Origin of the sequence: Pengzhenrongella sicca (assembly GCF_017569225.1) — a bacterium.
Lineage (GTDB): Bacteria > Actinomycetota > Actinomycetes > Actinomycetales > Cellulomonadaceae > Pengzhenrongella > Pengzhenrongella sicca.
The window spans coordinates 171,652-191,643 of record NZ_CP071868.1 but is presented as its reverse complement, the minus strand read 5'-3'; the positions used below and the strand labels follow the sequence as shown (position 1 = coordinate 191,643).

17 protein-coding genes are annotated in these 19,992 nt (G+C 74.0%); 5 read left to right on the top strand and 12 right to left on the bottom strand.

The features are described 5' to 3' along the window. Positions 1 to 5 precede the first annotated feature (5 nt). The 3 genes from J4E96_RS00800 to J4E96_RS00790 form a co-directional block, all read right to left on the bottom strand. A complete protein-coding gene (locus tag J4E96_RS00800) occupies positions 6 to 1,520 on the bottom strand; it encodes an amidohydrolase (RefSeq protein ID WP_227425607.1) in 1,515 nt (504 codons plus the stop codon). A gap of 407 nt (positions 1,521 to 1,927) precedes the next feature. Next, entirely contained in the window at positions 1,928 to 4,114 is a 2,187-nt protein-coding gene (purD, locus tag J4E96_RS00795; protein WP_227423927.1) for a phosphoribosylamine--glycine ligase, read from the bottom strand. Between the two features lie 70 nt (positions 4,115 to 4,184). Continuing rightward, positions 4,185 to 6,092, bottom strand: a complete 1,908-nt coding sequence (locus J4E96_RS00790) for a phosphoenolpyruvate carboxykinase (GTP) (protein ID WP_227423926.1) — start codon at positions 6,090 to 6,092, stop codon at positions 4,185 to 4,187. A 144-nt stretch (positions 6,093 to 6,236) separates the two neighbouring features. On the opposite strand from J4E96_RS00790, the gene J4E96_RS00785 reads away from it, so the two are divergent. Further along, positions 6,237 to 7,712, top strand: a complete 1,476-nt coding sequence (locus J4E96_RS00785; RefSeq protein WP_227423925.1) for an XRE family transcriptional regulator — start codon at positions 6,237 to 6,239, stop codon at positions 7,710 to 7,712. 46 nt (positions 7,713 to 7,758) lie between these two features. On the opposite strand, the gene J4E96_RS00780 is transcribed toward J4E96_RS00785, so the two are convergent. Together J4E96_RS00780 and J4E96_RS00775 are read right to left on the bottom strand one after the other, a co-directional pair. Then, positions 7,759 to 9,045 (bottom strand): adenylosuccinate synthase, encoded by a 1,287-nt coding sequence (locus J4E96_RS00780; protein ID WP_227423924.1) that lies wholly within the window; start codon positions 9,043 to 9,045, stop codon positions 7,759 to 7,761. Positions 9,046 to 9,207: 162 nt separating this feature from the next. Then, positions 9,208 to 9,663 (bottom strand): DUF3151 domain-containing protein, encoded by a 456-nt coding sequence (locus J4E96_RS00775; RefSeq protein ID WP_227423923.1) that lies wholly within the window; start codon positions 9,661 to 9,663, stop codon positions 9,208 to 9,210. Positions 9,664 to 9,824: 161 nt separating this feature from the next. Between J4E96_RS00775 and J4E96_RS00770 the strand changes: the two genes are divergently transcribed. Further along, positions 9,825 to 10,193 (top strand): STAS domain-containing protein, encoded by a 369-nt coding sequence (locus tag J4E96_RS00770; protein WP_227423922.1) that lies wholly within the window; start codon positions 9,825 to 9,827, stop codon positions 10,191 to 10,193. 13 nt (positions 10,194 to 10,206) lie between these two features. On the opposite strand, the gene J4E96_RS00765 is transcribed toward J4E96_RS00770, so the two are convergent. Continuing rightward, on the bottom strand, positions 10,207 to 12,378 hold the full coding sequence (locus J4E96_RS00765) for an ATP-binding SpoIIE family protein phosphatase (protein WP_227425606.1): 2,172 nt from the start codon (positions 12,376 to 12,378) through the stop codon (positions 10,207 to 10,209). A 99-nt stretch (positions 12,379 to 12,477) separates the two neighbouring features. On the opposite strand from J4E96_RS00765, the gene J4E96_RS00760 reads away from it, so the two are divergent. Next, positions 12,478 to 12,921 carry an STAS domain-containing protein gene (locus J4E96_RS00760; RefSeq protein WP_227423921.1) on the top strand — a complete coding sequence of 148 codons (444 nt, stop codon included), beginning with the start codon at positions 12,478 to 12,480 and terminating at the stop codon, positions 12,919 to 12,921. Positions 12,922 to 13,024: 103 nt separating this feature from the next. Here the strand turns inward: J4E96_RS00760 and fbaA are convergent, their stop codons facing one another. The 4 genes from fbaA to J4E96_RS00740 all read right to left on the bottom strand — a co-directional run bounded on the left by fbaA (position 13,025) and on the right by J4E96_RS00740 (position 17,029). Next, on the bottom strand, positions 13,025 to 14,047 hold the full coding sequence (gene fbaA, locus J4E96_RS00755; protein ID WP_227423920.1) for a class II fructose-bisphosphate aldolase: 1,023 nt from the start codon (positions 14,045 to 14,047) through the stop codon (positions 13,025 to 13,027). A gap of 120 nt (positions 14,048 to 14,167) precedes the next feature. Beyond that, positions 14,168 to 14,821 (bottom strand): TrmH family RNA methyltransferase, encoded by a 654-nt coding sequence (locus J4E96_RS00750; protein WP_227425605.1) that lies wholly within the window; start codon positions 14,819 to 14,821, stop codon positions 14,168 to 14,170. Between the two features lie 16 nt (positions 14,822 to 14,837). Continuing rightward, positions 14,838 to 16,109 (bottom strand): ABC transporter permease, encoded by a 1,272-nt coding sequence (locus J4E96_RS00745; protein WP_227423919.1) that lies wholly within the window; start codon positions 16,107 to 16,109, stop codon positions 14,838 to 14,840. Next, entirely contained in the window at positions 16,106 to 17,029 is a 924-nt protein-coding gene (locus J4E96_RS00740) for an ABC transporter ATP-binding protein (RefSeq protein ID WP_227423918.1), read from the bottom strand. Before J4E96_RS00740 ends, J4E96_RS00745 begins: the two co-directional genes overlap by 4 nt. Before the next feature lie 78 nt (positions 17,030 to 17,107). Here J4E96_RS00740 and J4E96_RS00735 point away from each other — a divergent pair, with 78 nt between their 5' ends. Beyond that, entirely contained in the window at positions 17,108 to 17,857 is a 750-nt protein-coding gene (locus J4E96_RS00735) for a VTT domain-containing protein (protein WP_227423917.1), read from the top strand. After that, positions 17,854 to 18,636 (top strand): HAD-IIA family hydrolase, encoded by a 783-nt coding sequence (locus J4E96_RS00730; RefSeq protein ID WP_227423916.1) that lies wholly within the window; start codon positions 17,854 to 17,856, stop codon positions 18,634 to 18,636. Before J4E96_RS00735 ends, J4E96_RS00730 begins: the two co-directional genes overlap by 4 nt. Before the next feature lie 38 nt (positions 18,637 to 18,674). Here the strand turns inward: J4E96_RS00730 and J4E96_RS00725 are convergent, their stop codons facing one another. Together J4E96_RS00725 and J4E96_RS00720 are read right to left on the bottom strand one after the other, a co-directional pair. Beyond that, positions 18,675 to 19,271 carry a LemA family protein gene (locus J4E96_RS00725; protein ID WP_227423915.1) on the bottom strand — a complete coding sequence of 199 codons (597 nt, stop codon included), beginning with the start codon at positions 19,269 to 19,271 and terminating at the stop codon, positions 18,675 to 18,677. Next, entirely contained in the window at positions 19,268 to 19,987 is a 720-nt protein-coding gene (locus tag J4E96_RS00720; RefSeq protein ID WP_227423914.1) for a hypothetical protein, read from the bottom strand. Before J4E96_RS00720 ends, J4E96_RS00725 begins: the two co-directional genes overlap by 4 nt. Between the last annotated feature and the right edge of the window lie 5 nt (positions 19,988 to 19,992).

The window sequence follows — 19,992 nt, the reverse complement described above, 5'->3', positions numbered from 1 at the left end:
GCTCACTACTCCAGCGTGCACCATGTCCAGCGGCCGGCGAGCAGCGTCCCACTGACCGGCATGGCGCGCAGCGTGCGCGCGTCGGCCGCGGCTGGGTCGACGTCAACGATCGCGAGGTCCGCGACGTCGCCGACCGCCGGCGCGGAGCGGCCCCCGGACGAGGCCGCGAGCGCGACCTCGAGCGGGATGACCTGCTCGGGGTGCCATGGCTCGCGCCCGCCGCGGGCGCGGTGCACGGCCGCCGCGATCGCGACCCACGGGTCGAGCGGCGCGACCGGGGCGTCGGAGCCGAGCACGAGCTCGGCGCCCGCGGCGAGCAGGTCCCGGTAGGCGAACGCGCGCGCCGTCCGGCCGGCCCAGTGCCGGTCGGCGACGTCGCGGTCGTCCATCGCGTGCTCGGGCTGGATGCTCGCGGCCAGGCCGAGGGCGGCGAACCGGACGAGGTCCGCGGGCACGAGCAGCTGCGCGTGCTCGACGCTGCCGCGCGCGCCGGTCGCCTCGAACGCGTCGAGCGCGAGGGTGTTCGCCAGGTCGCCGATCGCGTGGATCGCGCACGTGAGGCCGTGCTCGCGCGCCCGCGACATCAGCGATCGGAGCTCGGCCGGGCCGACCGACAGCGTGCCGCGGGCGGCCGGGCCCGGGCCGAGGCCGGGGTACGCGTCGTGGCAGTAGGCGGTGCGCGTGTTGAGCGAGCCGTCGCTGATGACCTTGAGCGGCCCCATCGTGAGCAGCCCGCCGGTGCCCGGCAGGACGTCGCCGGTCGCGTGCCCGGCGGCGATCGCCAGGTCGAGGTAGGCGGGCCACGTCGAGGCCGCGACCCGGAGGACGTCGGTACCGGCGGCGATCCGGCGGCGCCACGCCGACGGGTTGTCGGCGAGCTCGAAGTCCGTGATCGCGACGAGGCCGCGGGCGGCCGCCGCGCGGGCCGCCTCGTCCACCCACGCGTCGAGCAGCGCCGTGGGCACGTCGCTGACCGCTCCACTGATCGCGAACCACTCGCCCTCGCGCAGCAGGCCGGTCGGGTGCCCAGCAGCGCCATACCGCGCGAGCGCCGCCGAGTTGAGCCAGGCGCAGTGCCAGTCGCCCGACACGAGGACGACGGGCACGTCGAGCGCCCGTTCGGCGCGTAGCGCGGCGTCGAGCAGCGCCGCCGTCGGCCGGTCCGGCCAGAGTCCGTCCCGGAAGCCCGCGCCGACGAGGGCGGTCCCCGCGGCGGGCGGCTGGGCGCACAGGCGCTCGACGACCAGCGCCGCCGCGGCGGCGGCCGAGGGTGCGGCGGACACGTCCAGCCGCTGCCGCGCGAGCGCCCACTGGGAGAAATGGACGTGACCGTCGCGCAGGCCGCGCAGCACGGTGCGGCCGTCCAGCTCGACGCGCTCAGGCCGCGGGCCGGCGGGCGGGGTGGCGGGCGGCCGGTGCGGCTCGATCGCCGCGATCCGACCGGCGCGCAACTGCAGGTCGACAAGGCCGGGGAGGCCGGCCACCCGTCCTCCCGACAGCAGCACGGACTCGCCCATCATGGTCGCCACGCTCTCCACCGCTTCGCCCCCATCACTGCACCCCCGCTGCCAGCCGCGTCACGCCACACCCGGGCTGATCTTCGGTCGGAGGGTAGCCCCGCGCGGTCCGGGGCCCCGGACGCTGCCTTCCGCGCGGAGCATGGTGCTGGGCGGGCCCGTAGGGCTCGTGTGACATACCCCGCGTCCCACGAGCAACTCCAGCACCATGCTCCGCGCGGACGGGTGATCCGCACCGACGCGCGTGTGACGGATGGGGCCTGAGAGACAGGTGGGGCGCCTCATCCGTCCCACGCGCCACAGCAGCACCACGCGCGTCGGACAGGTTCAGGCGCCCGGGACCCAGGCGCGGTCCCGCCCGGTCGGGGGCAGGTCGCGCGGGTTCCGAGGGCAGTCCGCGAGCGCCCGGACTACTCCGCGAGCGTGACTCGCTCGTCGAGGGGGCTGCCGGTGAGCCGCTCGAACGCCTCGAGGTAGCGCGCCCGCGTGCGGGCGACGACCGCCGCGGGCAGCGGCGGCGGCGCGAGGTTCGAGCCGCGGTCCCAGCCGGACTCGGGCGACGTGAGCCAGTCGCGGACGTACTGCTTGTCGAAGCTCGGCTGGGCGCCACCGGGCACCCACGCGTCGGCCGGCCAGAACCTCGACGAGTCGGGCGTGAGCACCTCGTCGCCGAGCACGATCGCGCCGGCGTGCGGCCCGCCGGTCGCCCGGCCGAACTCGAGCTTGGTGTCCGCGAGGATCACGCCGCGGTCGCGCGCGACCGCCTCGGCGCGGGCGTACACGGCGAGGGTGAGGTCGCGCAGGCGCTGCGCGTCGTCCGCCCCGAGTTCCTGCGCGACCACGTCGAAGCTCACGTTCTCGTCGTGCTCGCCGACGGCGGCCTTCGTGGCGGGCGTGAAGATGGGCACGGGCAGGCGCGAGCCGTCCACGAGCCCGGCCGGCAGGTCGACGCCGCAGACGCTGCCGCCCGCGACGTACTCGACCAGGCCCGAGCCGGTGAGGTACCCACGCGCGACGCACTCGACCGCGAACATGTCGAGACGGCGGCAGATCATCGCGCGGCCCGCGACCTCGGCCGGGACGTCGAGGCTCACGACGTGGTTGGGCACGAGGTCGCTCAGCTGCCCGAACCACCACAGGCTGAGCTGCGTGAGCACCACACCCTTGCCCGGGATGAGCGTCGGGAGCACGTGGTCGTAGGCGCTGATCCGGTCGCTCGCGACGACGAGCACGACGTCGCCGTCCGGGTGCGGGGCGACCGGCAGGTAGAGGTCGCGAACCTTGCCCGCGTACAGGTGCGTCCAGCCCGGCACGACGGGCGGCACGGCGGAGGCGGCGGCGGCGAGCGCGATGTCCGAGCGGTGGTGCGAGCCGGGCAGGCCGATCCGCCCGACGCCCGCGTACGCGGCGGCGCGCGCGGCCATCAGGTCGGCGCCGAGCGCCACGACCGACAGCACGCGCCCGCCGGCGGCGACGAGCTCGCCGCCCGCGGCCAGCGCGGTCCCGGCGTGCAGCACGTGCACGCCGTCCACCGCAGCGGCGTCGGCCAGGCCCGAGATCGGGTCGCCCTGGCGCGCCGTGACGGGGTAGCCGTGCGCGGCGACGACGACCGTCACCGCGGCGTCGGACCGCCAGCGCAGCGGCGGCAGGTCGGCGAGGTGGCCGGTCGCCGCGGCGTGCAGCACGCCGGCGAGCGGAGTGATCAGGCGCGCGAGCACGACCTGCGTCTCGGGGTCGCCGAAACGCGCGTTGAACTCCACGACGCGCAGCCCGCGGCTCGTGAGCGCGAGCCCCACGTACAGCACGCCCGCGAACGGGATCCCGCGGCGGGCCATCTCGTCGACGGTCGGCTGCGCCACGCGCGCGACGACGTCGTCGACCAGGCCCGCGGGCGCCCACGGCAGCGGCGAGTAGGCGCCCATGCCGCCGGTGTTCGGGCCGTCGTCGCCGTCGAGCGCGCGCTTGAAGTCCTGCGCGGGCGCGAGCGGCACGACCGTGACGCCGTCGGTGAGGCAGAACAGGGAGACCTCGGGCCCGTCGAGGTACTCCTCGACGACGACGGTCCCGCCCGGCTTGTCGAGGCACGCCCCGCCGTGCGCGAGCGCCTCCGCGCGGTCGGACGTGACGACGACGCCCTTGCCCGCGGCGAGGCCGTCGTCCTTGATCACGTACGGGGCCCCGAAGCCGTCCATCGCCGCGGCGATCTCGGCGACGGTCGTGCACACGTGCGCCATCGCGGTCGGCACCCCGGCCGCGGCCATGACCTCCTTGGCGAAGGACTTGGAGCCCTCGAGCTCGGCCGCGGCGCCGCTCGGCCCGAAGCAGGCGATGCCCGCGGCGCGGACGTCGTCGGCGACCCCGGCGACCAGTGGGCCCTCGGGGCCGACGACGACGAGGTCCGCCCCGACGGCGACGGCCAGCGCGGCGACGGCCAGGCCGTCGAACGGGTCGACGTCGTGCAGCTCGGCGAGCTCCCCGATGCCGGGGTTCCCGGGCGCCGCGTGCACCCGCACCGGGTCGGCCGGGCCGGAGCCGTCCACCAGCGCGCGGACGAGCGCGTGCTCGCGGGCCCCGGTCCCAATCACAAGGATGTTCACGAAACGTGAGCCTATCCGCCAGCCTCCGGCGCTCCCCGCGGCGTCCGCGGCCGTGGGTCGGGCCGGCGGGTCAGGGCGCGATCCGGCCGGCGGGCACGGGGTCGAGCCGACGCCGGAGGGCGGCGAGCTGTGCCGTCAGGGCGGGCGGGAGGGCCGCCCCGAACCGGGCGAAGAACTCCTCGGTGAGGTCGCACTCCGCCAGCCAGGACGCGGGGTCGACCTCGAACAGCGCCGCGAGGTCGGCCGCGGGCAGGTCGAGGCCGTCGAGGTCGAGCGCGCCCGCGGCGGGGACGAGCCCGACGGGCGCGAGGTCCGCCGCGGCGGCGCCCTCGACGCGGCGCAGGATCCACTCGAGCACGCGCGAGTTCTCCCCGAAGCCCGGCCACAGGAACCGCCCGGCCGCGTCCTTGCGGAACCAGTTGACCTGGAAGATCAGCGGCCGGCCGGCCGCGCCGAGCGTCTCGCCGAGCGCCAGCCAGTGCGCCCAGTAGTCGGCCATGTTGTAGCCGCAGAACGGCAGCATCGCGAACGGGTCGCGGCGCAGCGCGCCGACGGCACCCTCCGCCGCGGCCGTCTGCTCGGACGAGATGGTCGCGCCCATGAACACCCCGTGCGCCCAGTCGAGCGACTGCGCGACGAGCGGCACGTTCGTCGCACGACGGCCGCCGAACAGGATCGCGTCGATCGGGACGCCGTCGGGCGCCTCCCAGTCGGCCGCGATCGTCGGGCACTGGCTCGCGGCGACGGTGAACCGCGAGTTCGGGTGGGCGGCGGGCGCGGTGGACGCCGGTGTCCAGTCCGCGCCGCGCCAGTCGATGAGGTGGGCTGGCGCGGTGTCGGTCAGGCCCTCCCACCACACGTCGCCGTCGTCCGTGAGGGCGACGTTCGTGAAGATCGTGCTCCGGCTCATCGTGGCGACCGCGGTCGGGTTGGTGGCGTGCCCCGTGCCCGGCGCGACGCCGAAGAAGCCCGCCTCGGGGTTGATCGCGCGCAGCCGGCCGTCGGGTCCCGGCCGCATCCAGGCGATGTCGTCGCCGATCGTCTCGACCCGCCAGCCGGGGACGGTCGGCGTGAGCATCGCGAGGTTCGTCTTGCCGCACGCGGACGGGAACGCCGCGGCGACGTGGAACGCGCGCCCCTGCGGCGAGGTCACCTTGAGGATGAGCATGTGCTCGGCGAGCCAGCCGCCGTCGCGGCCCATGACCGACGCGATCCGCAGCGCGAAGCACTTCTTGCCGAGCAGCGCGTTGCCGCCGTAGCCCGAGCCGTAGGACCAGATCTCGCGGGTCGCGGGGAAGTGGGCGATGTACTTCGTCTCGTTGCACGGCCACGGGACGTCGCCCGGGCCGCCCTCGGAAACGCCGACCGCCAGCGGGGCGCCGACCGAGTGCACGGCGGGGACGAAGTCGCCGTCGGCCCCCAGCTCCGCGAGCGCGGCCGCGCCGATCCGGGTCATGATCCGCATGCTGACGACGACGTACGGCGAGTCGGTCAGCTGGACCCCGAGCTGCGAGAGGGCGCCGCCCAGCGGGCCCATCGAGAACGGCACGACGTACATCGTGCGCCCGGCCATCGCGCCGGCGAAGACCCCGTCGAGCTCGGCCCGCATCGCGGCGGGCTCGCGCCAGTTGTTCGTCGGGCCCGCGTCCTGCTCGCGGTCCGAGCAGATGAACGTGCGGTCCTCGACGCGCGCGACGTCCGACGGCGCGGAGCGCGCTAGGAAGCTGTCCGGCCGCTTCACGGGGTCGAGCCGGAGCAGAGTGCCGCGCTCGACGAGCAGGTCAGTCAGGCGCGCCCACTCCTGGTCGGAGCCGTCGCACCACTCGATCCGGGCCGGCCGGGTCAGCGCCGCGACGCGCTCGACCCAGGCGAGCAGCGCGGCGTGCCGGGTCGGGTTCGGCCGCGCGCCGCCGGTGGGCGGCACGCCGCTCAGGCGGGTGCGGCGCGCGGAGGCCGTGGCGTTCTCGAGGAGCGTCATGCATCTTTCCTCTCGGGCGGGGGGTCGAGCCGGCAGCTCGACGGTGTCGTGGATGGTGGCGTGGATCCCACCCTGGGCCCGGACCGACGAACTTTCGCCGCCGATCGGCGAGAAGATCGGCTGATCTTGATCTACCGTCAAGCCATGGACGCCGCGACGATGCCCGACCCGATCACGCCCGACCCCACGGCACCCGACCTGATCACGCTCGGCCGCCGCATCCGGCACTTCCGGACCGAGCGCGGGCTGACGCTCGATGGGCTCTCGGCCGCGGTCGGTGCGGCCCCCAGCCAGCTGTCGCTGGTCGAGAACGGGCATCGCGAGCCGCGGCTGTCCCTGCTGCGCGCGATCTCCGCGGCCCTGGACGTGCCGCTCACGGAGCTGCTCGCCCCCGAGCCGCCGAGCCGGCGCGCCGGGCTCGAGATCGCCCTCGACCGCGCGCAGCGGGGGTCGGCGTACTCGTCGCTCGGGCTGCCGGCGGTCCGCCCCGGCCGCAAGCTCCCGCTCGAGGCTCTCGAGGCGCTCGTCGGCCTGCACGCGGAGCTGGCCCGGCGCGCGAACGAGTCGATCGCGACGCCGGAGGAGGCCCGCCGTGCGAACACCGAGCTGCGGCTGTGGATGCGCGGCCAGAACAACTACCTGCCCGCGATCGAGGCGCTCGGCGAGAAGATGGTCCGCGCGGCCGGGTACACGGCCGGCGCGGTGACGCACCGGACGGTCGCCCGGATGGCCGAGCAGCTCGGGTTCACGATCATCCACGTGCGGGACCTGCCGCACTCCACCCGGACGGTGACCGACCTCGCCAGCGGGCGCATCTACCTACCGCCCGCGTCGATCCCGGGCGGGCACGGCCTGCGCTCGCTCGCGCTGCAGGCGATCGCGCACCGCGTGCTCGGGCACGAGCGGCCCGCGAGCTACGCCGACTTTCTGCACCAGCGCGTCGAGATCAACTACTTCGCGGCCGCCGCGCTGATGCCGCGGTCGGCGGCGCTCGACTACCTCTCGACCGCCAAGAAGGACAAGGACCTGGCGATCGAGGACTTCCGGGACGCGTTCGGCGTCACGCACGAGGCGGCGGCGCACCGGTTCACCAACCTGGCGACCGAGCACCTCGGCATCGGGGTGCACTTCCTGCGGGTCGGCGACGACGGCGCCCTGTACCGCGGGTACGAGAACGACGGCGTGGGCTTCCGCACCGACCCGACCGGGGCGATCGAGGGTCAGCTCGTGTGCCGGCAGTGGGCGGCGCGCGCGGCGTTCGCGAGCCGTGACCGAACGACCGAGTTCCACCAGTACACCGATACCCCGAACGGCACCTACTGGTGCACGACCCAGACGGGCACGACGTCGACGGGTCAGTTCTCGATCACCGTGGGCGTCCCGTACGCACAGAGCAAGTGGTTCCGCGGCCGCGAGACGACGCGGCGCGCGCAGTCGCTGTGCCCCGACGAGTCCTGCTGCCGCCGGCCGCCGGCCGACCTGGCCGAGCGCTGGGCCGATCAGTCGTGGCCAAGCGCCCGGCTGCACTCGCAGGTGCTGGCGCCGCTGCCGCAGGGCACGTTCCCCGGGGTCGACGACACCGAGGTGTACGCCTTCCTGGACCAGCACGCGCGCCGCTGAGCGCGGCGCCGGTCCAGCGGCGCGAGTCCACCCACGGCTGAGAGCGTCAGCCCACCAGGGCGTGGCGCATGATCGTCGCCTCGCGGTCCGGGCCGACGCCGATCGCGGAGATCCGCGTCCCGCTCATCGCCTCGAGCGCGAGGATGTACGCCTGCGCGGTGGCCGGTAGCTCCTCGAACGTGCGGCAGGCCGTGATGTCCTCGGTCCAGCCGTCGTACTCCTCGAGGATCGGCACGGCGTGGTGGAAGTCGCTCTGGTCCGTCGGCATCTCGTCGTGCCGCACGCCGTCGACGTCGTACGCGACGCAGACGGGGATCTTCGGCAGGCCCGTGAGCACGTCGAGCTTGGTCAGCACGAGGTCCGTGAGCCCGTTGACCCGGCCCGAGTACCGCGCGACGACGGCGTCGTACCAGCCGCAGCGGCGGGGGCGGCCCGTGGTCGTGCCGAACTCGCCGCCGTGCTGGCGCAGGCGCTCGCCCATGTCGTCAAGCAGCTCCGTCGGGAACGGGCCCTCGCCGACGCGGGTCGTGTACGCCTTGATGACGCCGATGACCCGGTCGATGCGCGTCGGCCCGACGCCCGAGCCGGTGCAGGCCCCGCCGGCCGTCGCGCTGGAGGAGGTGACGAACGGGTAGGTGCCGTGGTCGACGTCGAGCATGGTCGCCTGGCCGCCCTCGAACACGACGGTCTTGCCGGCGTCGAGCGCGCGGTTGAGCACGAGCGACGTGTCGGCGACCATCGGCCGCAGGCGCTCGGCGAACGCGAGGAGCTCGGTGACCGTCTCGTCGACCGTGATGGCGCGGCGGTTGAACACCTTGATCAGCAGGTGGTTCTTCTGCTCGAGCGCGCCCTCGACCTTCTGCCGCAGGATGTTCTCGTCGAACAGGTCCTGCACGCGCACGCCGGTCCGGCTGATCTTGTCGGCGTAGGTCGGGCCGATGCCGCGGCCGGTCGTGCCGATCTTGCGGCTGCCGAGGAAGCGCTCGGTCACCTTGTCGATGGTCCGGTTGTAGCCGGCGATGAGGTGGGCCTCGCTCGAGACGAGCAGCCGGCTGACGTCGACGCCGCGCGCGGTCAGCGCGTCGAGCTCGGAGAACAGCACCTCGAGGTCGATCACGACGCCATTGCCGATGACCGGGGTGACGCCCGGGCTGAGGATGCCCGACGGCAGCAGGTGCAGCGCGTACTTCTCGCTGCCGAGGACCACCGTGTGGCCCGCGTTGTTCCCGCCGTTGAACTTCACGACATAGTCCGCGAGCGCACCGAGCTGGTCGGTCGCCTTGCCCTTGCCTTCGTCGCCCCACTGGGCTCCGATGACCACGACGGCTGGCATGTGATTCCCACTCTCGCCTGCCTCGACTACGAGGGGCGACGGGTCCGATCTCGGCGTCGCTTCCTCGGGTACGGGCGGCAGGGCCCAGTTCCTCAGGAAGTTTACCCGTACGGCGGTGCGGCCCCGCTACGGCCGCGACGCGGCAGCCGCGTCGCGACCCGACTACCGCAGCGCGGCGACGGCGTCCGCGGTCGTGCCCGAGTCGACGAGCAGCTGGACGCACCGCTGCGCCTCGTCGGCCTCGCCGATCGCCGCGGCGGCCTCCGAGAGCGCGAGCACCGCGCGCAGGAACCCCTGGTTCGGGACGTGCTCGACCGGCACCGGGCCCTGCCCGCGCCAGCCCGCTCGGCGCAGCGCGTCGAGCCCGCGGTGGTAACCGGTCCGGGCGTACGCGTACGCGGCGACCGGGTCGGGCGCTGCGCCGCCCGCGGGGGCGAGCGCCTCTTCCGCGAGCAGCGCCCACAGGTACGACGACGCCGGCGCGCGGCCGACGGCGTCGCGCACGCTCGTCCCCGCGGCGAGTGCCGCCGCGGCCGCGACGTCGGGGTGGTCAGGGGGCAGGAGGACCGGCTCCGGGCCGCCGAGCAGGGAGCGGTGGGTGGGTGCGTTGTGGCTCACCGGACCAGTGTCTCCCGGATGGCCCGGCGACCGCGCGCTGCTCACGACAGATCCCGCGCGGTTCACTACAGTCGGCACGTCGCCCCGCCCGCTCACCCCCGTCGGCACGTCGCCCCGCCCGCGCCGGCCCCGCCTCGCCCGACCCCGGACGGAGTCCCCTGATGATCGAGCTCTCGATGTCGTCGGCGACGACGACGCTCACCATCGGCGGCGACCTCGACCTCGCCGAGAGGGACCAGTTCCCCGAGATCACGGCCCGCATCACCGGCCTGCGCCGCCAGCTCCTGGTGATCGACATGTGCGCGGTGACGTTCATGGACTCCACCGGCGCCGCGTTCCTGATCTCGCTGGCCGACTCCTCGCGCCGCCGCGGCGGCGCGACCGTGCTGCGCGGGCCAGACCCGCGCGACCTGTTCGTGCTCGAGGTCTGCGGCGCGCTCGAGCTCTTCCGGATCGACACCGCCCACCGCTGCCCGCCGCCCGACGTCGAGGCCGCGACGCGCGCGGATCGGCCGGGCCGGACGAGCTAGCTCGCCAGGCCCCTCAGGACCGGAGGCGGGCCCAGACCAGCTTGCCGCGACGGGTGGGACGCCAGCCCCAGTCGGCCAGGCGCTCGACGATCTGCATCCCGTACCCGCCGATCCGGCCGGCGTGCCCATCCGTCGTGACCGGCGGCGCCGGGTTGGAGTCCTCGACCTCGATCCGGAGCCCGTCGCCGGTGTCGAACAGCCCGAGCGAGATCTGCCCCCAGCCGTGCAGCACAGCGTTGGCCACGAGCTCCGAGACGACGAGCTCCGCGCTCGCGACCTCGTCGAGCTGCCAGGCCCGGCAGGTGCGGAGCACCGCGTGCCGCGCCCGCCCGATCGACACCGGCTCGCCGGGCAGCAGCCAGCGCCGCCGCCGCGGGCTGTGCCGCGGGCTGTCGCCGTCGGACAGCGGGTCCGGCAGGCGGACGACGACGAGCGCGACGTCGTCCTCCGGCGCGTCGGCCAGCCGCGAGAGCAGGTCCTCCCCCACCCCGGCCGAGTCGATCGCCGTGACCTCGCCGCACGCGGCGACGAGCGCGTCGAGCCCCTCGCGCAGCGGGCGGTCGCGGCGCTCGATGAGGCCGTCCGTGTAGAGCACGAGCACGTCGCCGGGGCGCAGGTCCGCGCGGGCGGTCGCGCGCGGGCTCGACCCGAACCCGATGAGCGACCCGGACGCGCCCGCGAGCTGGCTGACCTCGCCGGCCCGCACGAGCAGCGCGGGCAGGTGCCCGGCCCGGGAGTACTCGAGCCCCCAGCCGCCGGCGGCCCGGGTCAGGGTGGCGAGCACGAGGCTCGCCGACCGCGGGATCCGCATGCCGGCCACGAGCTGGTCGACCCGGTCCAGGACGGGCCCCGGCGTCTCGATCTCGAACGTGTACGCGCGCACCACCGACCGCAGCTGGCCCATCGCGGCGGCCGCCTCGACGTCGTGCCCGACGACGTCGCCGATCACCACGCCGACGACGTCGGGCGAGATCTGCAGCACGTCGTACCAGTCGCCGCCGATCTGGGCGTGCTCGGAGTTCGGCGCGTAGTACGTCCAGACGTCGAGTCCGTCGATCTCGGCCTGCTCGGGCAGCATCGCCCGCTGCAGGGTCTCCGCGAGCTGGTGCTCGCGGGCGTAGAGCCGCACGTTGTCGACGGCCATGCCCACCCGGCGCGCGGTCAGGTAGAGCACCGTGTGGGCGTTCTCGTCGAGCCCGTCCAGCCCCGCGGGCCCGGCGGACCCGGCCAGCGGCACCGCCACGAGCACCCCGAGGACCCGCCGCCGGCCGCCGACCGGGACGACCACGGCGACCGTCGGGGCCCCGGGCAGCTGCGCGAGCACCGGACGCAGCCGCGCGCTCAGCCACCCCGACGCCGAGCAGTCGGGGTGCTCGGCGTCGACGTCGAGCTCGAGCACGCCGTCGAGGACCCCGTCGAGCAGCTGCTGCACCGGGTCGGGCGCAGCGTCGGCGGCCGCATCGTCGGCGGCCGCATCGTCGGCGGCCGCGCCGCCGTCGCCGGCCCGGTCGGCGGCCCTTCGCGCGGCCGGCGGCGGCCCGTGCCGGCGGGGCCGGCCGCGGGGGACGGCGGACAGGTCGACGCCGTCGGCGGCGCGCAGGCCGCCGTCGTCGAGGAAGAAGCCCGCCCACGCGACGACGTCGCTGGCCAGCAGGGCGGCGACGTTGCGCAGCGCCAGGGGGTCGTCGAGGTCCGTGAGCAGCTCGGAGACGCGGGCCACGATGGCGAGCCCGGTGCGCGCGCGCCGCTCGAGCTGGACGGCCGCGATCTGCGCCGCCTGGCGTTCGATCTGGCTCGTGACGTCCACCTGCACCCCGACCCAGTGGGTCACGGTGCCGGCCGCGTCCCGCACCGGTGCGACGGACACCTGGTTCCAGAACGGCTCGCCGTCCTTGCGGTAGTTCAGGACGGTCGCCGAGCCGGCGCGCTCCTGCGCGAGCGCCTCGTTGAGCTCGGCCGTCACCGCCCGGTCGGTGGCCGGACCCCGCAGCAGCGCGGGGTTGCGGCCGATGACCTCGGCCGACGTGTAGCCGGTGGTGCGGGTGAACGCGTCGTTCACCCAGACGATCGGGGTGTCCGGGTCGGCGGCGTCGGTGATGACGAAGGACACATCCGTGGCGCGCAGCGCCCTGTCCCGCACCTCGCCCAGCGCCTGCGGCCAGTCGTCGCCCGACCCCAAGTTCACCAAGAGCGGCTCCGATCGTCTAGCGTGCGAGCTGGACCTCCGGGCGGCCGCGATCCGTCGGCCGCCGGAGACCCTGGACTGCCCGTGAGAAGGAGCATCGTGCGAGACGCTAACAGCCCGACGAGCGGCGGGCCCGCCGATTCCGATAGCGCGCTCGAGACGACCACCGCGTCGTCCAGCCCGGTCACCGATCCCGGGTCGGTCCACGTCCTCGTTGGATCCGAGCGTACGCGCATCGTCCTGTCCGGCGACATCGACGCCGACGTCGCCCCGGACCTGCAGGAGGCGACGGCCGAGGCGGAGCGCGCGCGCCTGCCGATCGAGGTCGACTGCCATCACGTGACGTTCATGGACTCGTCCGGCGTCGCGTTCCTCGCCCGGCTCTCGACCCGGAGCCCGGCGCGCGTCCGCGTCATCCGGGTCCCCCCGACGGTCCGGTTCCTGCTCGAGGTCACCCGCATCGGCGAGCTGCTCGACCTCGACGACGGCGACCCGGGCTCCGACATGACGGTGCCCGACGGAACGACGCCCCAGGTCGGCTGAGCCGCGTTCGCCCCAGGCACGACGCAGCGCACCCCGCCGGCACAGCCGACGGGGTGCGGGAACTGCGAGGGGCGGGGCGAGCCTCGCCCGGCTCAGAGGCTGATCAGCTGAGCTTCGTGCCGGCCGACCGGAGCTGGGTGCAGGCCTCGACGATGCGGGCCGCGAAGCCGGCCTCGGCGAGCTTGCCCCAGGCGCGGGGGTCGTACGTCTTCTTGTTGCCGACCTCGCCGTCGATCTTCAGGACGCCGTCGTAGTTCTTGAGCATGTGGCCGGCGACCGGACGCGTGTACGCGTACTGGGTGTCGGTGTCGATGTTCATCTTGATGACGCCGTTGTCGACGGCCTCGCTGATCTCGGCCGCGGTCGAGCCGGACCCGCCGTGGAAGACCAGGTCGAACGGGTTCTCCTTGCCGACGGACGCGCCGACGGCCTTCTGGATCTCGGCGAGGATCGCGGGGCGCAGCTTGACCGCGCCGGGCTTGTACGCGCCGTGGACGTTGCCGAAGGTGAGGGCCGTGAGGTAGCGCCCCTTCTCCCCGGTGCCGAGGGCCTTGACCGTCGCCATGCCGTCCTCGACGGTCGTGTACAGCTTGTCGTTGATCTCGGCGGTGTGGCCGTCCTCTTCGCCGCCGACGACGCCGACCTCGATCTCGAGGAGCGTGCGGGCCGCGTTCGAGAGCTCGAGGAGCTCCTCGGCGATGATCAGGTTCTCGTCGAGCGGCACGGACGAGCCGTCCCACATGTGCGACTGGAACGTGGGGAGCTTGCCGGCCTTGACCTGCTCGATCTCGAGCGCGAGCAGCATCCGGACCCAGGAGTCGAGGTTCTGCTTGGCGCAGTGGTCGGTGTGCAGCGCGACCGTGATCGGGTAGTTCTTCGCGACCTCGGTCGCGTAGGCGGCAAGGGCGAGCGAGCCGGCGACGCGGTCCTTGATGGTCGAGCCGGACGCGTACTCGGCGCCGCCGACGGACACCTGGATGATGCCGTCACTCTCGGCCTCGGCGAAGCCCTGCAGCGCGGCCGTGACGGTCGAGGAAGAGGTGATGTTGACGGCGGGGTAGGCGAACTTGCCAGCCTTCGCCCGGTCCAGCATCTCGAGGTACTTTTCCGGCGTTGCGATGCCCATCGACGAATCTCCTGCACGTGTGAAGGGATGTGTGGTCTTTCGCACCGAGTCTGGCACGAATGCCCATCACTTCGATGGGACCGTCGACTTCCAGGCGTCTGACGCTCCCGTCGCCGGTGGTCAGGGTCGCGCGTGCTGGGCGATCCACGCGTGCATCGCGATCGCGGCGGCCGCGCCCGCGTTGATCGACCGGGTCGACCCGAACTGGGCGATGTGCAGCACGTCCTGCACCCGGGCGCGCGCCTCGTCGGACAGGCCGACGCTCTCCTGGCCGAACAGCAGCACGCAGGCGGGCGGCAGCGCGTAGCCCTCGAGCGGCACCGACCCGGGCAGGTTGTCGATGCCGAGCACCGGCAGCCCGGCGGCGTCGGCCCAGGCCAGCAGCTCCGCGACGCCCGCGTGGTGGCGCACGTGCTGGTACCGGTCGGTCACCATCGCCCCGCGCCTGTTCCAGCGGCGCCGGCCCACGATGTGCACCTCGGCTGCAGCGAACGCGTTGGCCGTGCGCACGACCGAGCCGATGTTCATGTCGTGCGCCCAGTTCTCGATCGCGACGTGGAACGGGTGCCGCCGCGTGTCCAGGTCGGCGACCACGGCGGCCACGGTCCAGTACCGGTAGCGGTCGACGACGTTGCGCCGGTCGCCCTCGGCCAGCAGCTCGGGGTCGAGCCGGGGGTCGTCCGGCCAGCTCTCGGGTCCGCCGGGCCAGGGGCCGACGCCGACCTCGGGCCGGTCGAGGTCCGCGCCGTCGCGCTCGCCCGCGGCGCCCGGCACGCCCGCAGCGCCCGCCTCAGCCACGCGCGCGCCAGGCCTGCCCGAGCCGCAGACGCGCGGACGTGTGCAGCACCGAACCCTCGTACAGCCGCGAGCCGACCAGCACGAACACGATCCCGGTCGCGAGCACGATCGCGGCGCCGAGCGCCGGCTCCCAGGGCTGCGTCGTGCCGAGCAGCACGCGCTCGGGCATGAGCAGCGGCGCCGTCAGCGGGAAGTACGACAGCGCCGTCTGCACCGGGCCGGCCTCCGTCGCGAAGATCGCGGCGAAGAACGGTGCCATGACGAACACCTGCATGACCACCGTCGTCGACTGCAGGTCCTCGACCCGGGACGCGAGCGAGCCCGCGACCGCCCACAGGCACGCGAGCATGACGAAGCCCAGCACGAAGAACAGCACGAACCAGCCGGACGCCCCGAGCACCACGGCGAGCAGGTCGCCCTGGCCCGCGACCGCAGCACCCGCGAGCCCGACGCCGAGCAGCAGCACGATCTGCCCGACCGCGAGCGCGGTGTTGCCGAGCACCTTGCCCGCGAGCAGCCAGCGCACCGGCACGGCCGCGACGAGCAGCTCGACCACGCGCGACTGCTTCTCCTCCACGACGGACTGGGCGATCGACATGCCGAAGGTCAGGACGGACATGTAGAACAGGAACGCGAACACGAGCACGAGCAGCTGCGGCGGGACCGACGAGCGCGGGCCGGCCTCGAGCAGCTCGGACCGCGGCGTCGCCGGGCTGAGCACGGCCTGCGCCTGCGCGGGGGTCAGCCCCGCGTCGTCCACCGCGGCGGTCGCCTGCAGCGCGGCCGACGCGGCCGCGAGCAGCATCTGCAGCTCGTCGGGCACGGCGTCCCGGCCGACGACGACGAGGTCGGCCACGCCGGCCCCGATCACGGCGGCGTCGACGGAGCCGGCCGCGACGAGGTCGCGCGCCGCCGACGCGGAGTCCACCGAGCGCACCTCGAGGTCGGCGTCGGGCAGCCCGCCGAGGCCGAACAGCGAGCTCGTCGCCTCGTCCGCCGCCGGCGCGCCGAGCGCCGCGGCCGCCGCGACGGCCTCGGCGGCCCCGGGGCCGGCCACGGCGACCGTGACCTGCGGGGTTCGCCCGCCCAGGATGATCGGGAGCGCCGTCGCGAGCACGATCACCGCGAGCAGGAAGATCGTCGAGCCGATGAAGGCCTTGTCGTGCAGCTTGACGCTGATCTCGCGGGCGGCGACGACGCGGACCGTCGCGCCCGCCCGCAGCGGACCCACGGCGATGCGCCCGGGCCCCGTATGGGTCGTCATCGGACCACCTCCCGGAACGTCTCAGCGAGGGTGGGCACCAGCGGGTGGAACTCGCGCACCGGCCCGAGGGACGCCGCGGCGGCGAGCAACGCCTGGTCATCGGCCCCGGCGTCGAGGTCGACGACGACGCCCGGACCGGCCTGGCCCGCGCCGTCAGCCACGGCCGAGCGCACCCCGGGCACCGCCGTCGCCGCCTCGACCACGCGGGCCGCCACCACGCCGCCGACGACGACGCGCACGCGGCGGGCCGCGCTGTCCCGGCGCAAGTCCGTGGCGGGGCCCGCCGCGCGGATCCGGCCGCCGCCGATGATGACGACGTCGTCGCACAGGCGCTCGACAAGCTCGAGCTGGTGGGAGGAGAACAGCACCGGCACGCCCGCGGCGGCCCGCTCCCGGAGCTGCTCGGCCATCCGGTCGACCGCGAGGGGGTCGAGGCCGCTGAACGGCTCGTCCAGCACGAGCAGCACCGGGTCGTGCACGAGCGCGGCGGCCACCTGCACGCGCTGCTGATTCCCGAGGGAGAGGGTCGAGAGCTGCTCGTGCGCGCGGTCGGCGAGCCCGAGGGACTCGAGCAGCTCCGCGGTGCGGCTCGCCGCAGTCGCGCGGTCGAGACCATGCACGCGGCCGAGGTACACGAGCTGCTCGGCGATCTTCATCTTCGGGTACAGGCCGCGCTCCTCCGGCATGTACCCGAACCGGCGCCGCGCCGCGAGGTCGAGGGGCCGCCCGCCCAGCTCGACGGACCCGGCGTCGGCCGCGAGGACGCCCATCACGATCCGCATCGCGGTCGTCTTGCCCGCCCCGTTGGCGCCGACGAAGCCCGTGAGCCGGCCCGGGCGCACACGGAACGACACGGCGTCGAGCGCCGTGCGCGCGCCGAATCGGCGCGTGACCTCGGTCAGCACCAGCTCGTCGGCCATCGACGCCCTCCCGGCGTTCACAGACAATCCCCCGCACGCGCACACCGCACGCCCGGTCGGCACCGTACCCTGGGTCGCGTGCTCGATCTGACGGCCCTCGCGGCCTCCCTGCCCGCCACCGGTCCCCTGCACGCGCTCGGGCCCGACTGGATGAACGCCGAGAGCCTGATCAGTTCGTTCGGCGCCTACGCACTCGTCGGCATCGTGATCGTCGTGTTCATCGAGACGGGGCTGCTGTTCCCGTTCCTGCCCGGCGACTCGCTGCTGTTCACCGCCGGGCTCCTCGTGGCACAGGACGAGCTGGACTTCCCGCTCTGGCTGCTGTGCCTGCTGATCTTCCTCGCCGCGTTCCTGGGCGACCAGGTGGCGTACGTCATCGGGCGCACCGTGGGGCCGCGACTGTTCGACCGGCCGAACTCGCGGATCTTCAAGCAGCAGTACATCGACCAGACGAACGCGTACTTCGAGAAGTACGGCGGCCGCACGATCATCATCGCGAGGTTCGTCCCCTTCGTGCGGACGTTCGCGCCGGTGACCGCCGGGGTCGGCAAGATGCACTACCGGCACTTCGTCTCGTTCAACGTGATCGGCGCGTTGCTGTGGGGCGTCGGGGTCACCGTGCTGGGGTACTTCCTCGGCAACGTCGTCTTCGTCAAGGACAACATCGAGATCATCCTGATCGGGATCGTGGGCCTGTCCGTCGTCCCGGTCGCGTTCGAGCTGCTGCGCGCGCGGCGCAGCGGCGGCAGCGCTGCTGAGAGCGGCAGCACCGACGCCGGCACCGGGACGCAGACACCGACGACCGAGCCGAAGGACGCCGCGCGATGACGCGCGAGATCCGCAGCTGGCTGTCCGACATGGACGGCGTGCTCGTGCACGAGGGGCACGCGATCCCGGGCGCGACGGACTTCGTCACGGCCCTGCGGGACAAGGGGATCCCGTTCCTGGTCCTGACCAACAACTCGATCTTCACGCCGCGCGACCTGCGCGCCCGCCTGCTGATCTCCGGAATCGACGTGCCCGAGGCCTCGCTGTGGACGTCGGCGCTCGCGACCGCCCAGTTCCTGGACGACCAGGTGCCCGGCGGCTCGGCGTACGTCATCGGCGAGGCGGGCCTGACGACCGCGCTGTACGAGGTCGGGTACACGATGACCGACTCCGACCCCGACTACGTCGTGCTCGGCGAGACGCGCACCTACTCGTTCGAGTCGATCACGAAGGCGATCCGGCTGATCCAGGGCGGGGCGCGGTTCATCGCGACGAACCCAGACGCGACCGGCCCGAGCAAGGAGGGCGACCTGCCCGCGACGGGCGCGGTGGCCGCACTGATCACCCGCGCCACCGGGCGCGACCCGTACTTCGTGGGCAAGCCGAACCCGATGATGTTCCGGTCGGCCCTGAACCGCATCGACGCGCACTCCGAGCACACCGCGATGGTCGGCGACCGGATGGACACCGACATCGTCGCCGGCATCGAGGCGGGCCTGGCGACGTTCCTGGTGCTGACGGGCTCGACCAAGGCCGAGGACGTCGGCCGGTACCCGTTCCGCCCCAACCACGTCGTCGACTCGATCGCCGACCTGGTCGCGCGGGTCGAGCGGGTCTAGCGGGTCGAGCGGGACCCGCGCAGGTCGAGCCGCCGCGGTCAGGGCGTGTCGGTCGGCGTCCCCGTGCCGAACTCGACGGTCGGGACGGCGCGCACGGCCGGGTCCTCGATCTCGAAGTACTCCGCGCGCGCGAAGTGGAACGCCCCCGCGATGACGTTGGACGGGAACGACTCGACCTTCGTGTTCAGCATCCGCACGTTCGCGTTGTAGAACCTGCGCCCCGCGGCGATCCGGTCCTCGGTGTTGGTGAGCTCGGCCTGGAGCTGCTGGAAGTTCTCGCTCGCGCGCAGCACGGGGTAGTTCTCCGCGACGGCAAACAGGTGCCCGAGCGCCTGGGTCAGCGCGTTCTCCTGCTGCGCCTGCGCCGCGGGGCTCGAGCCGGCGCCCGTGGCGGCGGCCCGCGCGCGGGTGACCTCGTCGAAGACGCCGCGCTCGTGCGCCGCGTAGCCCTTGACCGTCTCGACGAGGTTCGGGATGAGGTCGTGCCGGCGGTGCAGCTCGACGTCGATCTGCCGCCAGGCTTCCTGCACGAGGTTGCGCAGCCGGACGAAGCCGTTGTAGGCGCCGATCGCCCAGAACCCGGCGATCACGACGAGCGCCACGATCACGAGCAACGCGATGGTTCCTGCGGTCACTTCTCCCCCTCGGGGCTTGTCGACGTCATCGGATCGTAGCCGTGGTCCAGCCAGACGAAGCGCGGGATCGTCCCGACCACGGCGCCCAGGAGGCCGAGCCGGGTGGCGAGGCGATCGACGTCCAGCCGGCCGGTGCGCCAGGTGAGGATGTCGAGGCCCTCGATGCGCAGGTTTGCCTCCGCGCCCGGGCGGAGCAGGCGCTCCATGAGCTGCGGATGCACGACGTCGTGGGCGAACTTCGGCGAGCGCGACGTCACGCGCCACGCGCGGTTGAAGTCCTCCGACTCGAACTCGATGTCCTGGCCGCCGAAGGCCTTCACGAGCCGGGTGCCCAGGTCCTCCGGCCTGAGCTCCAGCGTCGGCAGGAACGCGGGGAGCGTGAGAACGACCACCTCACGGATGTGCCGGGTGGTCTGCTTGCCGCTGCGCGTCGTGTACATGTACTGCATCGCCATGGCCGGGCGGCCCTGCCAGGTACCCGTCAGCACGTTGGTCGCCCGGCGGCCGCTGCCGATGCCGAACGGCTCCCCTGTCCAGCGCTCGGTGAGCTCCGGGGCGCTGGCCCGCAGGCTCCAGCCGGTCTGGGCCGTCCAGGCAAGCAGCCGAGCCTTCTGCCGACGGCCCGAGATGACGATCGCCGCGACGGCGGCCGCGATCAGCGCCACGAACACGACCCCGACCAACAGCGCGACGCCGTCCATGAGCAGCTGCGGCACGTTCT

Coding starts and splice junctions, on each gene's coding strand:
- J4E96_RS00730 (WP_227423916.1), top strand. CDS start 17,854: ATGACGCGCGAGATCCGCAGCTGGCTGTCCGACATGGACGGCGTGCTC.
- J4E96_RS00790 (WP_227423926.1), bottom strand. CDS start 6,092: ATGACGCTCCTCGAGAACGCCACGGCCTCCGCGCGCCGCACCCGCCTG.
- J4E96_RS00745 (WP_227423919.1), bottom strand. CDS start 16,109: ATGACGACCCATACGGGGCCCGGGCGCATCGCCGTGGGTCCGCTGCGG.
- J4E96_RS00740 (WP_227423918.1), bottom strand. CDS start 17,029: ATGGCCGACGAGCTGGTGCTGACCGAGGTCACGCGCCGATTCGGCGCG.
- J4E96_RS00780 (WP_227423924.1), bottom strand. CDS start 9,045: ATGCCAGCCGTCGTGGTCATCGGAGCCCAGTGGGGCGACGAAGGCAAG.
- J4E96_RS00785 (WP_227423925.1), top strand. CDS start 6,237: ATGGACGCCGCGACGATGCCCGACCCGATCACGCCCGACCCCACGGCA.
- J4E96_RS00800 (WP_227425607.1), bottom strand. CDS start 1,520: ATGATGGGCGAGTCCGTGCTGCTGTCGGGAGGACGGGTGGCCGGCCTC.
- J4E96_RS00770 (WP_227423922.1), top strand. CDS start 9,825: ATGATCGAGCTCTCGATGTCGTCGGCGACGACGACGCTCACCATCGGC.
- fbaA (WP_227423920.1), bottom strand. CDS start 14,047: ATGGGCATCGCAACGCCGGAAAAGTACCTCGAGATGCTGGACCGGGCG.